This window comes from Bradyrhizobium arachidis (genome assembly GCF_024758505.1).
In the GTDB taxonomy this organism is placed as follows: Bacteria; Pseudomonadota; Alphaproteobacteria; order Rhizobiales; family Xanthobacteraceae; genus Bradyrhizobium; species Bradyrhizobium manausense_C.
The window spans coordinates 1,125,430-1,140,724 of record NZ_CP077970.1; the positions used below are offsets into that span (position 1 = coordinate 1,125,430).

14 protein-coding genes and 1 pseudogene are annotated in these 15,295 nt (G+C 56.6%); 7 read left to right on the plus strand and 8 right to left on the minus strand.

What is annotated here, in order from left to right; translation table 11 throughout:
- Positions 1-5: 5 nt before the first annotated feature.
- The gene (locus KUF59_RS05260) at positions 6-1,145 is read left to right on the plus strand and encodes a tyrosine-type recombinase/integrase (protein ID WP_258768518.1); all 1,140 of its coding nucleotides are present in this window, start codon (positions 6-8) and stop codon (positions 1,143-1,145) included.
- On the opposite strand, the gene KUF59_RS05265 is transcribed toward KUF59_RS05260, so the two are convergent.
- The 5 genes from KUF59_RS05265 to KUF59_RS05285 all read right to left on the minus strand — a co-directional run bounded on the left by KUF59_RS05265 (position 1,083) and on the right by KUF59_RS05285 (position 6,316).
- Complete coding sequence (locus KUF59_RS05265) at positions 1,083-1,532, minus strand: hypothetical protein (protein WP_258768519.1); 450 nt, start codon at positions 1,530-1,532, stop codon at positions 1,083-1,085. The genes KUF59_RS05260 and KUF59_RS05265 overlap by 63 nt on opposite strands.
- A gap of 166 nt (positions 1,533-1,698) precedes the next feature.
- A complete protein-coding gene (locus tag KUF59_RS05270; RefSeq protein ID WP_258768521.1) occupies positions 1,699-2,805 on the minus strand; it encodes a hypothetical protein in 1,107 nt (368 codons plus the stop codon).
- A 54-nt stretch (positions 2,806-2,859) separates the two neighbouring features.
- Positions 2,860-4,239: an SEFIR domain-containing protein gene (locus KUF59_RS05275; protein WP_258769941.1), complete on the minus strand. Its 1,380-nt coding sequence runs from the start codon at positions 4,237-4,239 to the stop codon at positions 2,860-2,862.
- Between the two features lie 66 nt (positions 4,240-4,305).
- Entirely contained in the window at positions 4,306-5,094 is a 789-nt protein-coding gene (locus KUF59_RS05280; protein ID WP_258768523.1) for a hypothetical protein, read from the minus strand.
- Between the two features lie 37 nt (positions 5,095-5,131).
- Positions 5,132-6,316: a nucleotidyl transferase AbiEii/AbiGii toxin family protein gene (locus KUF59_RS05285; protein WP_258768524.1), complete on the minus strand. Its 1,185-nt coding sequence runs from the start codon at positions 6,314-6,316 to the stop codon at positions 5,132-5,134.
- Positions 6,317-6,580: 264 nt separating this feature from the next.
- Here KUF59_RS05285 and KUF59_RS05290 point away from each other — a divergent pair, with 264 nt between their 5' ends.
- The 4 genes and pseudogenes from KUF59_RS05290 (at position 6,581) to KUF59_RS05305 (ending at position 10,724) form a co-directional block, all read left to right on the plus strand.
- On the plus strand, positions 6,581-7,435 hold the full coding sequence (locus KUF59_RS05290) for a type IV toxin-antitoxin system AbiEi family antitoxin (protein WP_258768526.1): 855 nt from the start codon (positions 6,581-6,583) through the stop codon (positions 7,433-7,435).
- A 21-nt stretch (positions 7,436-7,456) separates the two neighbouring features.
- A pseudogene (locus KUF59_RS05295) lies at positions 7,457-7,978 on the plus strand (nucleotidyl transferase AbiEii/AbiGii toxin family protein); the annotation flags it as partial.
- A gap of 29 nt (positions 7,979-8,007) precedes the next feature.
- Positions 8,008-9,120 carry a hypothetical protein gene (locus KUF59_RS05300; RefSeq protein ID WP_258768529.1) on the plus strand — a complete coding sequence of 371 codons (1,113 nt, stop codon included), beginning with the start codon at positions 8,008-8,010 and terminating at the stop codon, positions 9,118-9,120.
- Between the two features lie 50 nt (positions 9,121-9,170).
- Positions 9,171-10,724, plus strand: coding sequence for a HEPN domain-containing protein (locus KUF59_RS05305; protein WP_258768532.1), 1,554 nt, complete (start codon positions 9,171-9,173; stop codon positions 10,722-10,724).
- A gap of 128 nt (positions 10,725-10,852) precedes the next feature.
- Here KUF59_RS05305 and KUF59_RS05310 read toward each other — a convergent pair whose 3' ends face one another.
- Together KUF59_RS05310 and KUF59_RS05315 are read right to left on the minus strand one after the other, a co-directional pair.
- Positions 10,853-11,245 carry a tetratricopeptide repeat protein gene (locus KUF59_RS05310; RefSeq protein ID WP_258768533.1) on the minus strand — a complete coding sequence of 131 codons (393 nt, stop codon included), beginning with the start codon at positions 11,243-11,245 and terminating at the stop codon, positions 10,853-10,855.
- Between the two features lie 81 nt (positions 11,246-11,326).
- Positions 11,327-11,797 (minus strand): Mov34/MPN/PAD-1 family protein, encoded by a 471-nt coding sequence (locus tag KUF59_RS05315; protein WP_258768538.1) that lies wholly within the window; start codon positions 11,795-11,797, stop codon positions 11,327-11,329.
- Between the two features lie 738 nt (positions 11,798-12,535).
- Between KUF59_RS05315 and KUF59_RS44190 the strand changes: the two genes are divergently transcribed.
- Positions 12,536-13,027, plus strand: a complete 492-nt coding sequence (locus KUF59_RS44190; protein ID WP_408918106.1) for a methyltransferase domain-containing protein — start codon at positions 12,536-12,538, stop codon at positions 13,025-13,027.
- Here KUF59_RS44190 and KUF59_RS05320 read toward each other — a convergent pair.
- Complete coding sequence (locus KUF59_RS05320; protein WP_258768539.1) at positions 12,990-13,982, minus strand: hypothetical protein; 993 nt, start codon at positions 13,980-13,982, stop codon at positions 12,990-12,992. The genes KUF59_RS44190 and KUF59_RS05320 overlap by 38 nt on opposite strands.
- Before the next feature lie 138 nt (positions 13,983-14,120).
- Between KUF59_RS05320 and KUF59_RS05325 the strand changes: the two genes are divergently transcribed.
- On the plus strand, positions 14,121-15,029 hold the full coding sequence (locus KUF59_RS05325) for a tyrosine-type recombinase/integrase (RefSeq protein WP_258768542.1): 909 nt from the start codon (positions 14,121-14,123) through the stop codon (positions 15,027-15,029).
- The last annotated feature ends 266 nt before the right edge of the window (positions 15,030-15,295 follow it).

Sequence of the window (15,295 nt, forward strand, 5' to 3'; positions counted from 1 at the left end):
GAGAGATGCCCAAGCCCCGACTTCCGTTTTTGCGCCGATGCGTCACCCAGCACGGCAAGGTCGTCTACTACGTCAAGCTGTCCTCGCGTCAACGGGGCCGGGGTACACGCATCAATGCCCCGTATTACAGCGAAGCCTTCATGCAGGCGTACCACGCTGCGGTGCGTGGCACGCCCATCACAAGCGCGCCAGTGGTCGCCAAGAATAGCAAGGGCACCGTGAGCTGGCTGATCAAGCTCTATCGTGAGTCGCGCGACTGGTGTCACAATCTGTCCCATGGGACGAGAAAGCAACGTGGCCCTATCTACAAACGAATGGAGGAGCAGGCAGGTGACCTGCCGCTCTCCGCGATCACCCGCAAGAAGGTCGAGGAGGGCATGTCGGCCCGAACCGACAATCAAGCGAGGCACTTCCTCAACGCGGTGAGTGCATTGTACCGGTGGGCGATCGCGAATGAGCTGTTCGACGGCCGTAATCCGGCTGAGGGCATCACGCGCACCAGGAGCGACGGCGGGGACAACGACGGCCATCTGCCTTGGCCCATCGAGCTGATCGAGAAATTTGAGAAACGCTGGCCGGTCGGTACCAAGGAGCGGCTGGTATTTGATGTCTATCTTTACGTCGGCCTGCGGCGTGGTGATGCCGCGAAACTCGGCAAGCAGCATATCAGGCACGGCATCGTCCACCTCGTGACGGAAAAGAGCCAGGGGAAGATGCCGATCTACGTGCCGATCCATCCGGAGCTGACGAAGTCGATCAAGGCTTGTCCCTCGTCGGGTCTGGCGATCATCGGGAAGGATAACGGCACCAACTACACCAAAGAGTCGCTCGGTAACCTCTTTCGTGAGGCGGTCGAGGCGGCAGGCATCCCGGTGACTAAGAAGGGGTCGAAGGAGAAGGGATACAGCGCCCACGGCTTGCGCAAGGCGTCGGCGACCATTGCCGCCGAGAGCGGGGCCAGTGAGGCCGAGCTGAATGCCATGTTCGGCTGGAGCGGGCACCAGATGGCGCAGCTCTACACCAAGAACGCTGATCGCAAGAAACTGGCCGTGCGCGCCACGCAGAAGTGGAAGCGGCCCTCGTCAGAGGAGGTGGCGAGAGACTCTGAACTCGCATTTTTGCAGTTGGAAAAGGAGCGCGGCTGAAGAACGCGCCGCGAACATCGTAGTCACCACCTCGTGGGTAGGTGGTAGCTCTAGGCCAAAAACCTCAATAAAATTAAGACTGGAAAGCCCGTCTGGTGGGCCTTCTTGGACACGTTTCGAACTTTGTGCGTTGCGCCTACCCCCGAAGTCCGTGAAGTTTTTGAACAGTTTCGAAATGGCAATGCAATCGTATGCGATTGACGGACTGTGCGGCGGATCAGCCCGGGTGGGCTGCATGTATAATTCGGCGCCGAATCCTTGAAATTCCGCCTCAAATTCATTGTTCAGTTGGACGCCGCCATCCAGTTCAATGAAATAGGCGTAGGCTAGCAGCGCGTGTTCTACACGCTCGGTCATCGTCAGCTGGTCTGGTTGCGCGGTTTGCATGTGTGGCACCAGCATACAACCAAGCAGTCGGCGATTTTCTTGGAATCATTGGGAAACGTCCTCGACTCCCAGGCTTTCCTATTCCGTTCTACTTTTCCAGGTCTTACACCGCTCGGTCAGTGCAGATCGGTCGATGGTAGCTCCTGGAATGCTATTTTGGGCATACTCAGGCCGCATGGGCTAAACGCTCCGCCTCGGCCTCCATTCGTGACGGAAGCTCCTCAAGTGATGACACGACACGCTCGGAGAACTTCACTTGATGCTTAATAAGAAGATCGCTGAAGGCCTTGTCGCCCCGCCATAGATCGACATGCGGCAGATAGCAGGCGTGAATGAAATCGATTGCATCCGAGCGCTTGATGGGGCGCCCCTCGCGATGGAAGGCGAAGAGAATCTGCGCCGCGATCAGCGCTCCTTCTTCCCCGAGCATGTCCTTCCAGGTCGGGACCTGCCGAGACAACTCCTCGGGCGACAGAGTCTCCGCACGAAACGTCCTGAGTTCAGTCTTGATTTTAGACAGCTCAGTGCGACCAGCAGGCGATAACGCCTGTTCGCCCTCTAATGCAAGCGCTTCGTCTATTCTTCTACGCAGATCGTCTCCATTGCTTAGCATGCCTCGTAGTTCTTCGAGCATTGTGCAAAATTTGTGGGCCATCGCGTCCCGGCGTTCTGCAATTGGATTGTCACGGCCATAGAGATCGAAATAAGTCGTGTAAACCGAGGCCGGGTCAGTGATATGAAAGCGAAGTCGTTCATTGGCGATCTCGCGAGTCATGTCTCCAGACAGGTAGCGCGCCAGGTCCCTATCAATAGCGAAATCACGCGCAAACAAGAATGGCCACAGTTGCGCGTGAAGCCGACTGGCTCCTGTTGGATTGCTCTGCGCCCATGCATTGAGATATTTTCGCTTTGCGTGAACTCGCCGCTCGTGGCGGCTCGAATCCGGATGGACGGTTACGACGTGCATGAGGTGCTGCACTACGTTTTCGATTTCAACTTCTTCAAGGTCTATGCGAGGGACCCATAGGCCATCGTTCGAGAAGCGAAATCCTTGACCAATATCACTGGGATACGGAAGTACATTCCGCTCGCAAAGCTTGCTAAGCAGGTTGGCGCGTTCGAGACGGTCGGGCCGATGCTCCGGGCTCGCCTTTTGCAGCAGCTCGAAAACTACGTGATAAGATAAGCCAATTTCGACCAGTCCAGCTCGGACAAGGCTCTTCAGGGTGTCTCGGATTTGTTCCACGGCCGAGCCCGGAGGGGCACGGTACATCCTCGCGTAGTCCGATGTATCGAGATGAAGCCGTACCGGTCGCATGCGGTAAGCCTATGGTCGAGTCTCAAGCTTATCGAGGTTGGCCAACCCACTTACATTGAGGGCATTGTATTGCCAGCGTGGCAGCCATCTGCCTTTGGCTCCGTCCAAGGAATAGGTCTGCGCCAATTGCTCGAGCTCCGCCTTGTCCTTGACGCCGATCACAGGCGCGAGCTTTGAAAAGAAGCGCTTGGATTCGGACCGCGCAAAAAGCTCGAACGGAGGACGAAACCGGATTGTCGAGTACAAGAGCGTCTCTGGGTACCAATGATCGTAGTTTCCCGTGAAGGTCGTCGCTCGCAAGAACAAAATGAAATCAGCCACCATGAGCTGCGCGAACGGAATGCCGCTTGTATGGCTGCGCTGCTCTAGGAGGTCGGCCCTCAACGAAATACGACGTAGTTCGACTTCCTTGGGGCGCAGCGCTTCAAGGGGACTCCAGATGATCGAGTACGGCTGCATCGCCTCATCGTCGCGACGCTCGCTACTCTGGATAAAGAAACGCAATTCGATCAGCTCATTTGCGACGTCGAAGCGCTCATATTTGAGCAAGATCCCAATAGTATACAGAAACAGCTCATGGATGATAAATTTGAAATTGTCCCAGTCCCAGGTCCGATAATGAGTGATGCTCTCTGGTCGTGACATGAATGGAATGATTTGCTCGAAAAAGCGCTGCAGCGACCTTGCTGTCTCCGATCCGGCTCGCGGAGCGGCAGTTATCAAGACTTCGATAAACTCATTTCGATACGGTAGAAAATCTTCAATGCTGTCGAGCGTTGCCTGGGGGAAATCAGGCGAAGAAGGGTCGATGTAAAAGTCCTTAAGCGCGGAGACCAACGTACCAAGATAGCTATCGAGCGAACTCGCGGATAGGGAAGGCTGGACGAGCGCCTCAGTGGAAGCATTTTCGGCGGCTCGTTTCGCCCGGCTGCGTGTCGGATCTATCGGTTGATCTTCTTTCAGGAATGTCGGCATCTTCCCGATGGCCGGCTTAACATAGAGCGGCTTGTCGTAAAGCCATCGGAGAAGCTGTTCGAAATTTGAACCGTACAGTGCCTCGGTCATTAGGATGTACACGCGGGACGTAAAGAAGCGCGGTAGATAGGGTTCCCCGTTTTCGTCGACCTCGGGTACGATGGCGACGAATTTGGTTTGTTCGGTCTTGTTGTAAATCTCCGCCGACATGATTTGGGACTCGGTGCCGACGCCGCCAGCTCGCTTGTCAGCTTTATCCGCGTATTTCTTGTCGCATATAACCAGTACCTTGGTGACCTTTGGATCGGTCACCATTGATTCCATGTAAGCGTGCGCGTCCTGGCCCTCGCGCAGGTCCCATTTGTCGAGACGAACCTCGATGCCGTTGTTTACCAGCTCTGTTGCAAGCTCCATCACCCATTGCTCGTGCTTAGGGGAGCTCCAGCAGTACGATATGAAGGCGACTGGACTTGACATTCTTCAGTGCTCTCGATGGGTTCGCAACAGTTCGAAGGGGCCGCGAGATTGTGTCGCGCGCCGTTCTACATCTTCGTGCAAGCGGGGATGCTCATCGTCGAAGAAGCCGATATTTCGCAATGCGCGTATAACTTCGTCCCAAGTCAATTCGTTCGGCCAACTGTCCTGTCGTCGCCGAGCATAGTTGAAGCCGGACGAGCCGCCTGCGTAGATGATTGCACCGTCAACAATGCTTCGCTCAAGATCACTTCGTACGATCACTCTCGATCGCGACTGATCGTGATTGTCTTGAAATATCCCGCGTAGTCGGGAGTCGTGAATTTGGATCATGGCTACGGTCGACGCGATGACATCGACATTCATATCGTCGGAATATTCGATGAATTCGACAAGCGACTTGAGGATGTCAGATGGCAACGGTTTCACGAAATCAGTTTGAACGGTGTTAAAGGGCAGAGTCTCGTGGTCGCATAACGCGACCAAGGCTTGTAAGGCCTTCGCAGTTTGTTGTGCATATGCGCCGACTTGGGATAGTGCGAGGGGCAGCATCACCCTAAGAGCCGTCTGCTTTTGCTGACGCCTTCGTGTCTCGAGTGTCTCGGAGTGTTCTATGGATCGGTTGGTGTTCCAATAGGCGATCGTGGCGGCAATCAAGGCCACGCTGGCTGCAATCAACGTTTGCCAGCCTTGCAGCCACTTGGAAAAACCGTCTGGCAACGGTCCAACGATGCCAAGCCACACTGTAAGCAGCGCGATCAAAATCAATGAAATTGGGAACCACGGATCACGCATGGATATCTTTGTGAATGGTCATTTGGTGGCGAGATGATCAGAACATCAGTTGATCGCGGGGGGTGAATGACAGATTGGTCGCCGTAATATTTCTAAGCTCGTCCGAGAAGAAGCATTTGATCCCTGGTCCGCTTGTCCGACCGCCCGTACGATCGTATGCCCAGAAATACTCGAACCCGCGGTTGTCCTTCTTGCGAACTTTGTATTCGAGCTTGTAAGGCTCCATCAGCCGTCTGACGCCGTGATACTCCGCTTCGATCATCGTACGTGATCGGCCAGCTTCGATGATGACTTGGCGGGCCACCGGAATGAAACTTCCGCCGTAACTGAATGCTCTCGAGGTCGGGCTTCGGATACCACCGATGGGACGGGTCGTGGCCGGCTCGAGCAGCCCGAACAGCTCTTCGATCAGCGCGCCAAAACGGTCCTGGATTGCATCAAAACTGATGCGGCTAGCTCTGGGTGTCACGAGGCCGTCCCAAAGACCGCGAAATAGCTGGAGCGGAACAGCAAGCAGTTGCATTCGTGCTTGCTGGGCTTCGGCGTCGTAGATCGATTTCTTGAGGAAGGTACGCACTACCTCGGCACGGCTGACGGGAAAATCTTTGCTAAAGACGATCGAGTAGAACAGGTCGAAGAGATCTTGAGCCTTGCGTCGAAAGAGGAGCGTCGTCAGCTTTGAGGCCAAAAGCTCTTCGAGCTTCTGACACCGGATCGATCCCGTGCAGACGGCCTGATCGGAATAGGGATGTAGCAGCGGGCGCGTCTGGACCGGCAGGTAAGTCTTTTCAAATTCGCTGATATCGAGGTGAGAGCGCAAGGTGACACTCTCTTCCGCATAAAACCCTTTGAAATAGATTCGGACTTCCAAAGCGTGAACGTCGGGAATCTTCAGTTGCTTCTCGGCAACGCGCGTTCGGTCCATGACAAACTGAACACCGCTCCCGGCCTTGGCGGCTTCAAGAACGTCAGTCAAATCCGCCTGAAGCTGGTTCTCGTCGAGCGCGGTCTCGCAAGAAAAGTCCAAATCCTTGGAATATCGGGTTCCTGGCAAATAGCCTTTTCGAATTCCATTGCCGCCTTTTAGGACCAGCAGATGCGAAAGGCGCTGATGGGCGAAGATTTCGCGCAAGAGCCAGCCATGGACATAATCCCGCTCGACGTTCTGCGGAGAAATATCCAGCTCAACAGCTTTTTGCTCGATTTCGACGTCGGTAATCACCCTAAATCGTCCACTTTATTTCGAACTAGCTTGGGGAGCTGTTGCCTCCAAAAGGATGGCTTTGCCGCAGGAATGAGATCCCGCCCCGAATGACTTTGTTCCTTCTTTGTTCGATTTGCAACTATGCCTAAATCACCGTCCACAGGACGCGTCCCGCTAGAGAATGGAGGGGTTTAGCGAGAGACCCAAAAATCAACTTTTGATTGATAAAGAACGATAATTTCAAACTGGCGCTTAGTTTATAAATGTACTATTATATCGATCATGGATAGACAAAAGGGCCAACTCCTAAACCAGCTCGACAAGCTCTTACCTGAGGGGCTGGTCGTGGATTCCGCCTGGCTCAAGCGGCAGGGCTACTCCACCCAGCTCCAACATCTGTATGTGATGCGTGGTTGGCTCGAACAACCAACCCGAGGGGTTTTCCGGAGACCGCGTTACGAACTGAGCTGGCAGCAGGTCGTCATATCCCTGCAAGGCATCCTGAATTATTCACCGCTCGTCGTGGGCGGACGAACGGCGCTCGAATTGCAAGGGTACGCCCACTACCTGCCGCAAGCGACGATCCGTGTTCACCTTTATGGTCCCAAGTCGCCGCCGTACTGGCTTGATAAGCTGCCGCTGTCCGTGAAGTTCGTCTACCACAATGACCGGCGGCTTTTCAAAAACGAACCCGTCGCGAAGGGGATAAGCAGCGTCCGCTGGAATGTCGAAACCGGCGAGATGACGGACTTTACGGCGTTTCGAGGAGGCGACATAGCTCGACTGAATTGGGGGCAATGGGACTGGCCTCTAACGTTGTCAACGCCCGAGCGCGCCGTTTTCGAGCTGCTCGACGAATTGCCCAACAACGAAAGCTTTGAACAGGTCGATGCCCTGCTCGGTGGCCTTGCCAATCTTCGCCCAGATCGCTTGCAAAAGCTCCTGAAGGATTGCGCAAGCGTAAAGGTGAAGCGTCTCTTCTTCTACTTTGCCGATCGCCACCAACATGCCTGGCTCAAACGGCTCGACAAGGAAGCCGTCGATCTTGGGCACGGTAAACGCATGCTCGTAAAAGGTGGTGTTCTCGACCCGACCTATCACATAACGGTGCCGGGAGATCTCGATGGCATTCGCTGACACTTACAAAAACAGGTCGCGCTGTTGCTGCGCACTCTTCCATTTGTCACCGAAGAGAAGTGCTTCGCCCTGAAAGGGGGAACCGCGATCAATCTTTTCGTCCGCGACTTGCCGCGTCTCTCGGTCGATATCGACCTAACCTATGTTCCGGTCGCGCCGCGAGCTGAATCCCTTGCCGACATCGATGCAGCCATGAAACGCATCGTCGCCAAGATCAAAGAGAAGATCCCAGGGGCGCAGGTCCATGAGACTCGTAAAGAGGGCACGATCGTCAAACTGGTGGTTCGCTCGCAGAACGTCCAGATCAAGATTGAAGTCACGCCTGTGCTGCGTGGCTGCGTCTTCGAGCCGGTCGTAACTTCCGTGCGTCCCGCCGTTGAGGAGGCATTCGGATTCGCTGAGGCTCGCACGGTTTCTTTTGCTGACCTCTATGGCGGAAAAATCGTCGCCGCCTTAGATCGCCAGCATCCACGTGATTTGTTCGATATTCGCGACTTGCTCGCCAATGAAGGAATCACCGATGAACTCCGCAAGGCCTTTATCTGACCGATGCGCCCCTGCTCAACCGCCTTGTGCGCGAGAAGCTGCAATCAGTGGCTGAGGGCGTCATTGCCGAAGGCTGGAAGTGGGTGGTCGTTGAGCCGGAGTTCGAATATCAGCGCGTCTCGTCCATGAGCACCATCGGTACCGTGCCGAAGGAGCTGAGCACGGATGATCAGCAGAGGCTGCAAGCTCTGCAAGAGCGGCTTGAAGCGCTTTGCAGTGAGGCCGAGCAGGATGATCCGTCCGAGGAAACCTTGAACGAGATCGAGCGTCTTGAACAGGAAATCGCCGCGCTTACCAAGGAAGTCTTTCGGGCGGAAGATATCGCTCACGCCGGCGCCTTCGTGGCGCTTGGCCGGGACGGCAGTGCCCGCATCGAGCGCGGCTATCTGCGGCCCGAGGACGTGCAGCGCGCGGAGGGTGAGGGCGAGGATGGCGGCGAAGTCGCATCGGCGTCCAAGCCCGCACAGGATACGCAGGGTCTTTCCGGTGCACTGGTCGCCGAATTGACCGCCCAGCGCACAGCGGCGCTGCGCAACGATCTGGCGCAGCATTCGGAACTGGCGCTAATCGCAATCCCACATGCGCTGGCGGCAAAGGCGTTCTACCGCTTCGAGAATCTGTCCTGCCTCGGTCTTTCGCTGAACCAGACGTCGCTCTCAAGTGCTGCCCCCGGCATTGACGAGAGCATTGCCGGACAAGGTATCGCCGCGCGTCACGAAGCTTGGGAGGCACGCATGCCGAATGAGGGTGGGGCATTTTGGGCGTTCGTCGCCGGGCTTCCGATGGGCGAGCTTCTGTCCCTGCTCGCGCATTGCACGTCGCTCTCGTTGAACGCCGTGCAGCGTCCGGGTGACCAGTCACAGGCGAGCGTCCTCGATCATGCCGCCATGTTGGCCAAGGCGATGCCGCACGACATGACCCTCTACTGGCAGCCGACCGTTGCCAACTATCTCGGGCGTGTCGGCAAGGAGCGCATCCTCGACGCCATGCGCGAAGCGGTTGGCGAAGACGCCGCCCGCCAGATCGCTGGCCTCAAGAAGCAGGCGATGGCCGAGCGGGCCGAGCAGTTGCTGGCCGGAAAGGGCTGGCTGCCGCCCCTGCTCGATTCCGCAGCGGCCAGCGAAGTGGCTTCGGCCTGATCGCGCGGGAGAGCCGCATCACGCGGCTCTCCCGCTCCTCTCTTGACGCTTTGGAAGGGAATGCCGAAGTCTTGAACGGCGGTTGCCGAAGGCGGCGGCTAGCACGGAACGGCACGGAGCATTTCATGGCGGCTCTAGAGGAGCGAGGTCTGTTTTGGTGGCACCATGAGCTGCTCCCAGAAAGGCATTTCGCGCCCGACACAAGCGTCTCGGGTTTGCTGAAGATCGACGAGGAAGGCCGTATCAAGCTCGAACTGGACGGGCGCTTGCATACCGACAAGGGCCCCATGTCCGTCCTCGATCACGCAGGTGCGGACCTTGAAGGCAGGCGCATCGAGGGCATTCTCAAGGGATCGAACAAGCGCGTTCTCCTGTTCGATCTGATGAAACACGGCGGCCAGTTCAGTAGCAATGGATTGTCGTTCGAGGGATACCTCGCCATGCACTGTCTGATCGGCGAGCATCCCTTGCCAAGGACAGACGGACCGATGCGATTTGGGGAATTCGAGATTGACCTCACAGGGCTTGAGGAGTGGATGCGCCTTGGATCAATCGAGATTTCCCGGACGGAGACAACGATTTCGGCGGTGCATGAAAGACAAAGCAATATCGAATACGCCATGGCTGGCGGCAAGCTTGCGCTGAACTATCAGATCTATGGCCCCTTTCTTGGAAAGCACCGCAACAGAAAGGTGGAATTGAGGGAGGCGGCCGTCCTACGCAGAACACTCGCAGAGCCGAGACCACTCGATGACCTGCGCATGGAGTTTGGTCTGTTCGAGGACCTGTTCGTGCTTCTCACCGATTGCGAATATTCGCTCAAATGGCCCTCGATCCATGTGAAGGATGGTGACACGGATTGGGCCTACAAATGGTACTTCCTGCGCCTGCGGCCTGAGGCCGATCCGCCTCGTTATTACGAGTCCCCGACGAACCTCGTCCAGCTCCGCGATCGGTTCGGCGACATCGTTTCGTCCTGGATGAGCAAGCGCGAAGAGTTCGGGCCGGGCTTCTATCTTTATCTCGCCGTGCGGCGCGGCATGAAATTCTATCCCGAGCACCGGTTCGTCAACATGATCTGGGGGCTCGAAGCGCTTCACCGCAAGCAGCAACCCGACGATGCGCCGACCGAAGCCGAAGCGAAGATGAAGGCCAAGGTGGCAAGGATCATCGACCAGGTTGAGGCGGCCAAGGACAAAAAATGGCTCGAGAAGCGCCTCCGGAATGCTCACGAGCCGAATTTGGAGCAGCGCGTATTCGATCTATTCTCAGGCGTGCCAATCAAGCTCGACAGCGAACGCGTCCGTGCCTTTGCGACCCGGTGCCAGCAGCTTCGCAACGAAATCTCGCATTTCGGTTCGCAGAGGCACGGACACGACTATCAGAAGTTCGTGCACGAGCTATCGAACATGAGCGATGCACTGGCGATCCTCTATCATACGCTGATCCTTCATGAGATCGGGATCGAGGCGGAGATACTTTGCTGGTGGATTTACGAGAGCCCTGTCTCATTCCAGAGAATGAGGACGCTCGCGGAGGCAGGACTGCTTGATCCCGAGATGCTCAAACCCGCGCATGGATCAACGGGAGCCAAGCCTGCTTGATGGGCTGGCCGACAGAAGACGTCGCCCGCGCCGATCGCGATGAAGCCGCCCGCTAGACCGCAGGTGTCGCGAAGCGGGCCACCGCACAGCGGGCGGTTGCCGCCGATACCGGAGCGACGACTCGACGATCATTTGGTTTCGGCAATCTTTCCGCTAGTCGGCGCGGTGCCTTGTGCACGATTGCCGCGCTGTCCACCGTCACCGAATATCGGCAGTTGTTGCAGCCCGATAGCTGGCTCAAAGCCTTGAGCCGCTGATCGCGCCACCCATTTGCGAGCTTTGGCCGGGTCTCTTGAGGCGCCTTCGCCTCGTAGATAGTAGATAGCGAGGTTGAATTGGGCGACACGATTGCCGGCGGAGGCGGCCTCGGTCAACCACTTGAGCGCTTTCCGCTCATTCTCCGGACTGTCATCAAGCTGATGGAAAAATACTGCCATGGCGAACCGGGCGCGAGCGTTCTCTTTCGCGGCCGCCGCTGGTGTTGGCGAATGATTGGTGACCGCGCGCGGTGTCGCTGTCAAATCCCGAGCCGCCGTCCATGCGGGGCTGCCGCGAGGCCCGGTAGAGCGGCCATCATAACGAGAGCCCGGAAGCGATGGAGTCTATCGAGCCGTAGGATGCAGGTCGCGATCGTTCCGCCGATTCTCTTGGGCCGCATCACGACGCCTCTGGCTGAGCGATGATTCGCGCAAAGAAAGTGCGCTTTCGAGAAGGTTGCGATGAGAAACGGCGTCCCAATACAAGAAAAGGCCCGCAGAGTACCCGGGCCGCATGCTAGCGTCTTCGGGATGGGTATGCCAGTCGCCGACGTAGTCGAGCCCCAAGGCATGGTTCTCGACGATTTCCTCCTGTTCGGAAGCGCGATGCGGCCAGAACGAGAAGCGATCCCGCGGGCGCGGCACAGTGGCCGTGACGATCTCCCAGTCGGTGTCCCGGACTCGCGCGAAACGCTGGCCGCCGGCCTCGCGCTGAAAGAATCGACGTTGCCGGTGCGCATCGAATGTCGCAAGGGCTTGTGCTCCGATACGGACCGAGATCCGCCCGACCTTGAGCGTCAGATGCGGCTCACTCACGGGAACGTCCACTCGCCGCTGAACAAGCCGCCCATGTCGTCCGGCTTCCCTTCGCGCCGCCACCCAGCCGTAAGCGATCGTGGTTTCCGCTTTGTCGAATGCCGCGGCGTACGCAAGCCAGGAACGCCATGCCGGCGCGGTTTCGAGCTTGCGCGTAACGAGTCGATTGCGAGCCTGGCCACGAGAGCTTGGGCGTGGGCGAGTTCGACCGCGCCGAACGTCGTCGACGCTCGTCCGCATTCGGGCGGGGGCCTTGCCACCGGCGACGACGGGCAGACCGAATTTTCAGGATCCGGCGCTCGGCCACCACCGGATGAAGAGGTTTCGCGGCTGCATGTGCGGCTGTCTCGACGTCGTGCACCTCGATTCCGCTCAGCTCAAAAGCAGGCTCTGGTCCGCTTAAGCAGTTGTTCTATTGCTTTTCTTCCCGGCTTACTAGTATCGAGGCTTTCGGGATGGCCAATTCGGCTCTCCAACAGCACATAACTCGGAATTATTGACGTTACACAGGTGACCACAGGATTCAGGCGCGACGAATTACGGAACCGCTATGACGTCGATAGTATCGAAGAGGATCCGCGGCACACTTATACAGGGTTGAGGACGGCTAATCTCCTGGCCGACCTTCTTCCGGGCATTGGATCGTCTGGTGTTCGCGTCCTAAACGCTGGCGCCGGAGTGTATGCGATTCCAGTGGCCTCTGAAGACCAGTTCTTTGTGGACCTCTTTGCTGCTCCCATGAAGGGACGCAAAAACGCGGTCTGCGCTTCAGTCGAACATCTACCCTTTGGGGAGGCAGTCTTCGAGTGCGTCGTATGCGTCGGAGAGGTTTTATCGTATTGCGATCCAGCTGCTGCCCTTCGTGAATTCGCTCGCATCCTATCTCCGAGAGGGCATCTGGTATTCGATTTTGGAAGCACGCGCAGCATCGTCCATTGGCGCACTGAGCTCTTTGGCCGAGCCGCGGATATTCTGACGGATCACTACAACGGCTCGTCCGAAAAAGTGTGGCGTTACAGTCCCGCATACATTCGAGGACTTCTTAAAGCCAATGGCTTTGAAATTCGCCAGACACACGGAATCCATACATGGTCTGCGTTGGCAAAACGACTGGGCACCAGCGAGGCGCGGGCGCTCAGGATGCAAAGATGGCTTGAAATAGTGAGACTTCCATCGATCTGGGCCGACATCCTCACGATCGTTGCCGTGAAAGAGACATCCGCGAGATGATAACTAGAAGAAGGCGTCTAGATGTATCCGTGTTCTCGCCAAGACAATAGACCGCGGCTACGGCGAGCACAAAAGGAACGAGCATCCAACTACTACCCAACAGCGACTGCGCGCCCAGCATAACTAACATGACGACCAGAACCCTGGGCATCTTTGGCCCGAATATCTTTCCTAGCAAAGCCGTGATCTGTGGTTGACGCCTCGCAATACGGGTCAGCAACGATCGCCGGTCATCCCCATGCGTACCGAACGTATCGTCTCCGCTTATTTTGGAGACTTCAGACGAGTGCAATTCATTGATCAAAAGCTCTCGCTTGCGGAAGCTTTCAGCATCCAGGAACGGACGATCCCAACGCAGGTAGTGTTTGAAGTAGATGCATCGAAGAATGGTTCTGACTTCGCAAGAGGACAAATCCTTACGTCCGTTAGGCAATGAGACCATCAAGTCCGCAGGATAGCTGACGGCACCATCGTAACTTTGGAGGACTGGATACCTATAAGGAAAATCAACAATTCTAAAGCCTAGCCGTTTAAAGTAAGAAATCAGCTTCTTGTCGGCTGTCCATTCACCCGAGGCAGTTCGCTTTCTTGCAACCTCAAAGACAATGCTGAACTCGGGACGGTAGTTCTGGGCCAAGTGATCCCTGATGCTCTCGACTGCCTCGCTCGGCAGTAGACCTGAACGAGTCTGGTCTCTTAAGCAGAGATACTCAAAGAAGAAAATGTGTTCTTCTCGGAAGTAGCTGTACTGCAAGTATCCGATCACATCGCCTTCGTTCTGAATCGCAAAGCAACGAAATTCGTCCGCCAGCGTCTCACGGCTATGGTCGATCCAATAAAGTATCTGGCGCTCCGGATTTTGCGCCTCGGGCAATATGCTTTCCCGATAAATGCTGAGTGCCGCGTTAAGCCGGCGGACGCCCCGGTCCGTCCTGTCGATCGCCTTGAGCTCCATGGAGACCAATAATTCCGAGTTATGTGTTCTTCGGCAGCAGATTGTCGTGGTGTTTACCATTAACGAATCTGAGCCCATCCCAACCCCGGTTGTATTGCGATAGAGACTGGCTGCCTTTGCGCGGATGGAGTGTGTTTGATGCTGGTCAGCTCAGCGGTTGCCGAGTACTTGAGGTATTGTGCGGTTGAACGGCAGCTGTCCGCGCACAGCCTGGAAGCCTATGCCGTGGATCTGAACGATTTTCATCGATTTTTGGGTCTAGATCGCCCTTTGGAATCGGTTGGTAGTGCAGATCTTGGAGCGTATCTTTCCGATCTGTTAGAACGTCGAAGGCTTTCGATTTCGACTGCGCGTCGACGTTTCGCTTGCCTGCGCACATTTTTTCGGCGGATGGCCGGCTCGGGGCGCGCTGCGGATCCGTTTCAGGGTTGGCGTCTGGAACTTCCGCGACGAATGCGGTTGCCTCGTTGTCTATCGCAGCATGAGGTTCGGGGGGTATTATCAAGCTTGGCAGGCGCGCAGAGGGTGACATCTTCGTCATCAGCACCGGTTTTGATCGCGGTTCGCCTGATGATCGCAACCGGCATAAGGGTAGGTGAACTCTGCAAGATACTCGTTTCCGATGTCGCACCTGAGGCGACGCGCGTCAGAATTCGCGGTAAGGGAGCAAGGGATCGACACGTGTATGTCTCCGATGCTGGGCTTCGCTCCGAGCTCTTGCAACTATTAGAGACGCGTGCAAAGCAGCCGACAAGGGACGCGCATCTTTTTGTGAACCGACTAAAGCGGCCGATGCGATCCCAGTCGGTTCGCGTCGCTCTTCGTCGCCATTCTGAAGCGTCGAGTAACCGACGCCGGATTACGCCGCACATGTTACGTCACACGGCCGCAACTCTATTGATCGAGCGCGGCGTAGATATTCGCTTTGTTCAAAAATTGCTTGGACATTCTAGCATTTCAACGACCGAAATTTATACCCACGTGTCGGATGAAGCTCTTAGAGCAAGCTTAGAGAAAGCTGACGTCCTGGCCAACCTGGCAGCGTAGCTCATCTAGGCCGGCAGCCCGCAGATAACAGCGCAGGGGGGCGCACTTTGCCGCCGCGGAGCAGTTCCGCGCATTCAGCCGCTTCCGGGGCCAACGCGGGGGCGCCCTACTGGGCAGGCCGGCTTCCTAAGCGGTTCGAGGCCCAACAGCGTTTGCGGAGGCGGCTTTTCTTTTTCCTCGATCCGGATGATCTGAAACCGGGGGACCATTTCCGGGGCCGAGCTATCAAAACGGCCCCCGCCATACAGCGCTTGTGGCTCCAAGTT

What these genes read in the sequence shown, in the direction of transcription:
- KUF59_RS05260 (WP_258768518.1), top strand. Translation starts at nt 6, where the DNA reads ATGCCCAAGCCCCGACTTCCGTTTTTGCGCCGATGCGTCACCCAGCAC.
- KUF59_RS05265 (WP_258768519.1), bottom strand. Translation starts at nt 1,532, where the DNA reads ATGCAAACCGCGCAACCAGACCAGCTGACGATGACCGAGCGTGTAGAA.
- KUF59_RS05270 (WP_258768521.1), bottom strand. Translation starts at nt 2,805, where the DNA reads ATGTACCGTGCCCCTCCGGGCTCGGCCGTGGAACAAATCCGAGACACC.
- KUF59_RS05275 (WP_258769941.1), bottom strand. Translation starts at nt 4,239, where the DNA reads ATGGAGCTTGCAACAGAGCTGGTAAACAACGGCATCGAGGTTCGTCTC.
- KUF59_RS05280 (WP_258768523.1), bottom strand. Translation starts at nt 5,094, where the DNA reads ATGCGTGATCCGTGGTTCCCAATTTCATTGATTTTGATCGCGCTGCTT.
- KUF59_RS05290 (WP_258768526.1), top strand. Translation starts at nt 6,581, where the DNA reads ATGGATAGACAAAAGGGCCAACTCCTAAACCAGCTCGACAAGCTCTTA.
- KUF59_RS44190 (WP_408918106.1), top strand. Translation starts at nt 12,536, where the DNA reads ATGAAGGGACGCAAAAACGCGGTCTGCGCTTCAGTCGAACATCTACCC.
- KUF59_RS05320 (WP_258768539.1), bottom strand. Translation starts at nt 13,982, where the DNA reads ATGGAGCTCAAGGCGATCGACAGGACGGACCGGGGCGTCCGCCGGCTT.
- KUF59_RS05325 (WP_258768542.1), top strand. Translation starts at nt 14,121, where the DNA reads ATGCTGGTCAGCTCAGCGGTTGCCGAGTACTTGAGGTATTGTGCGGTT.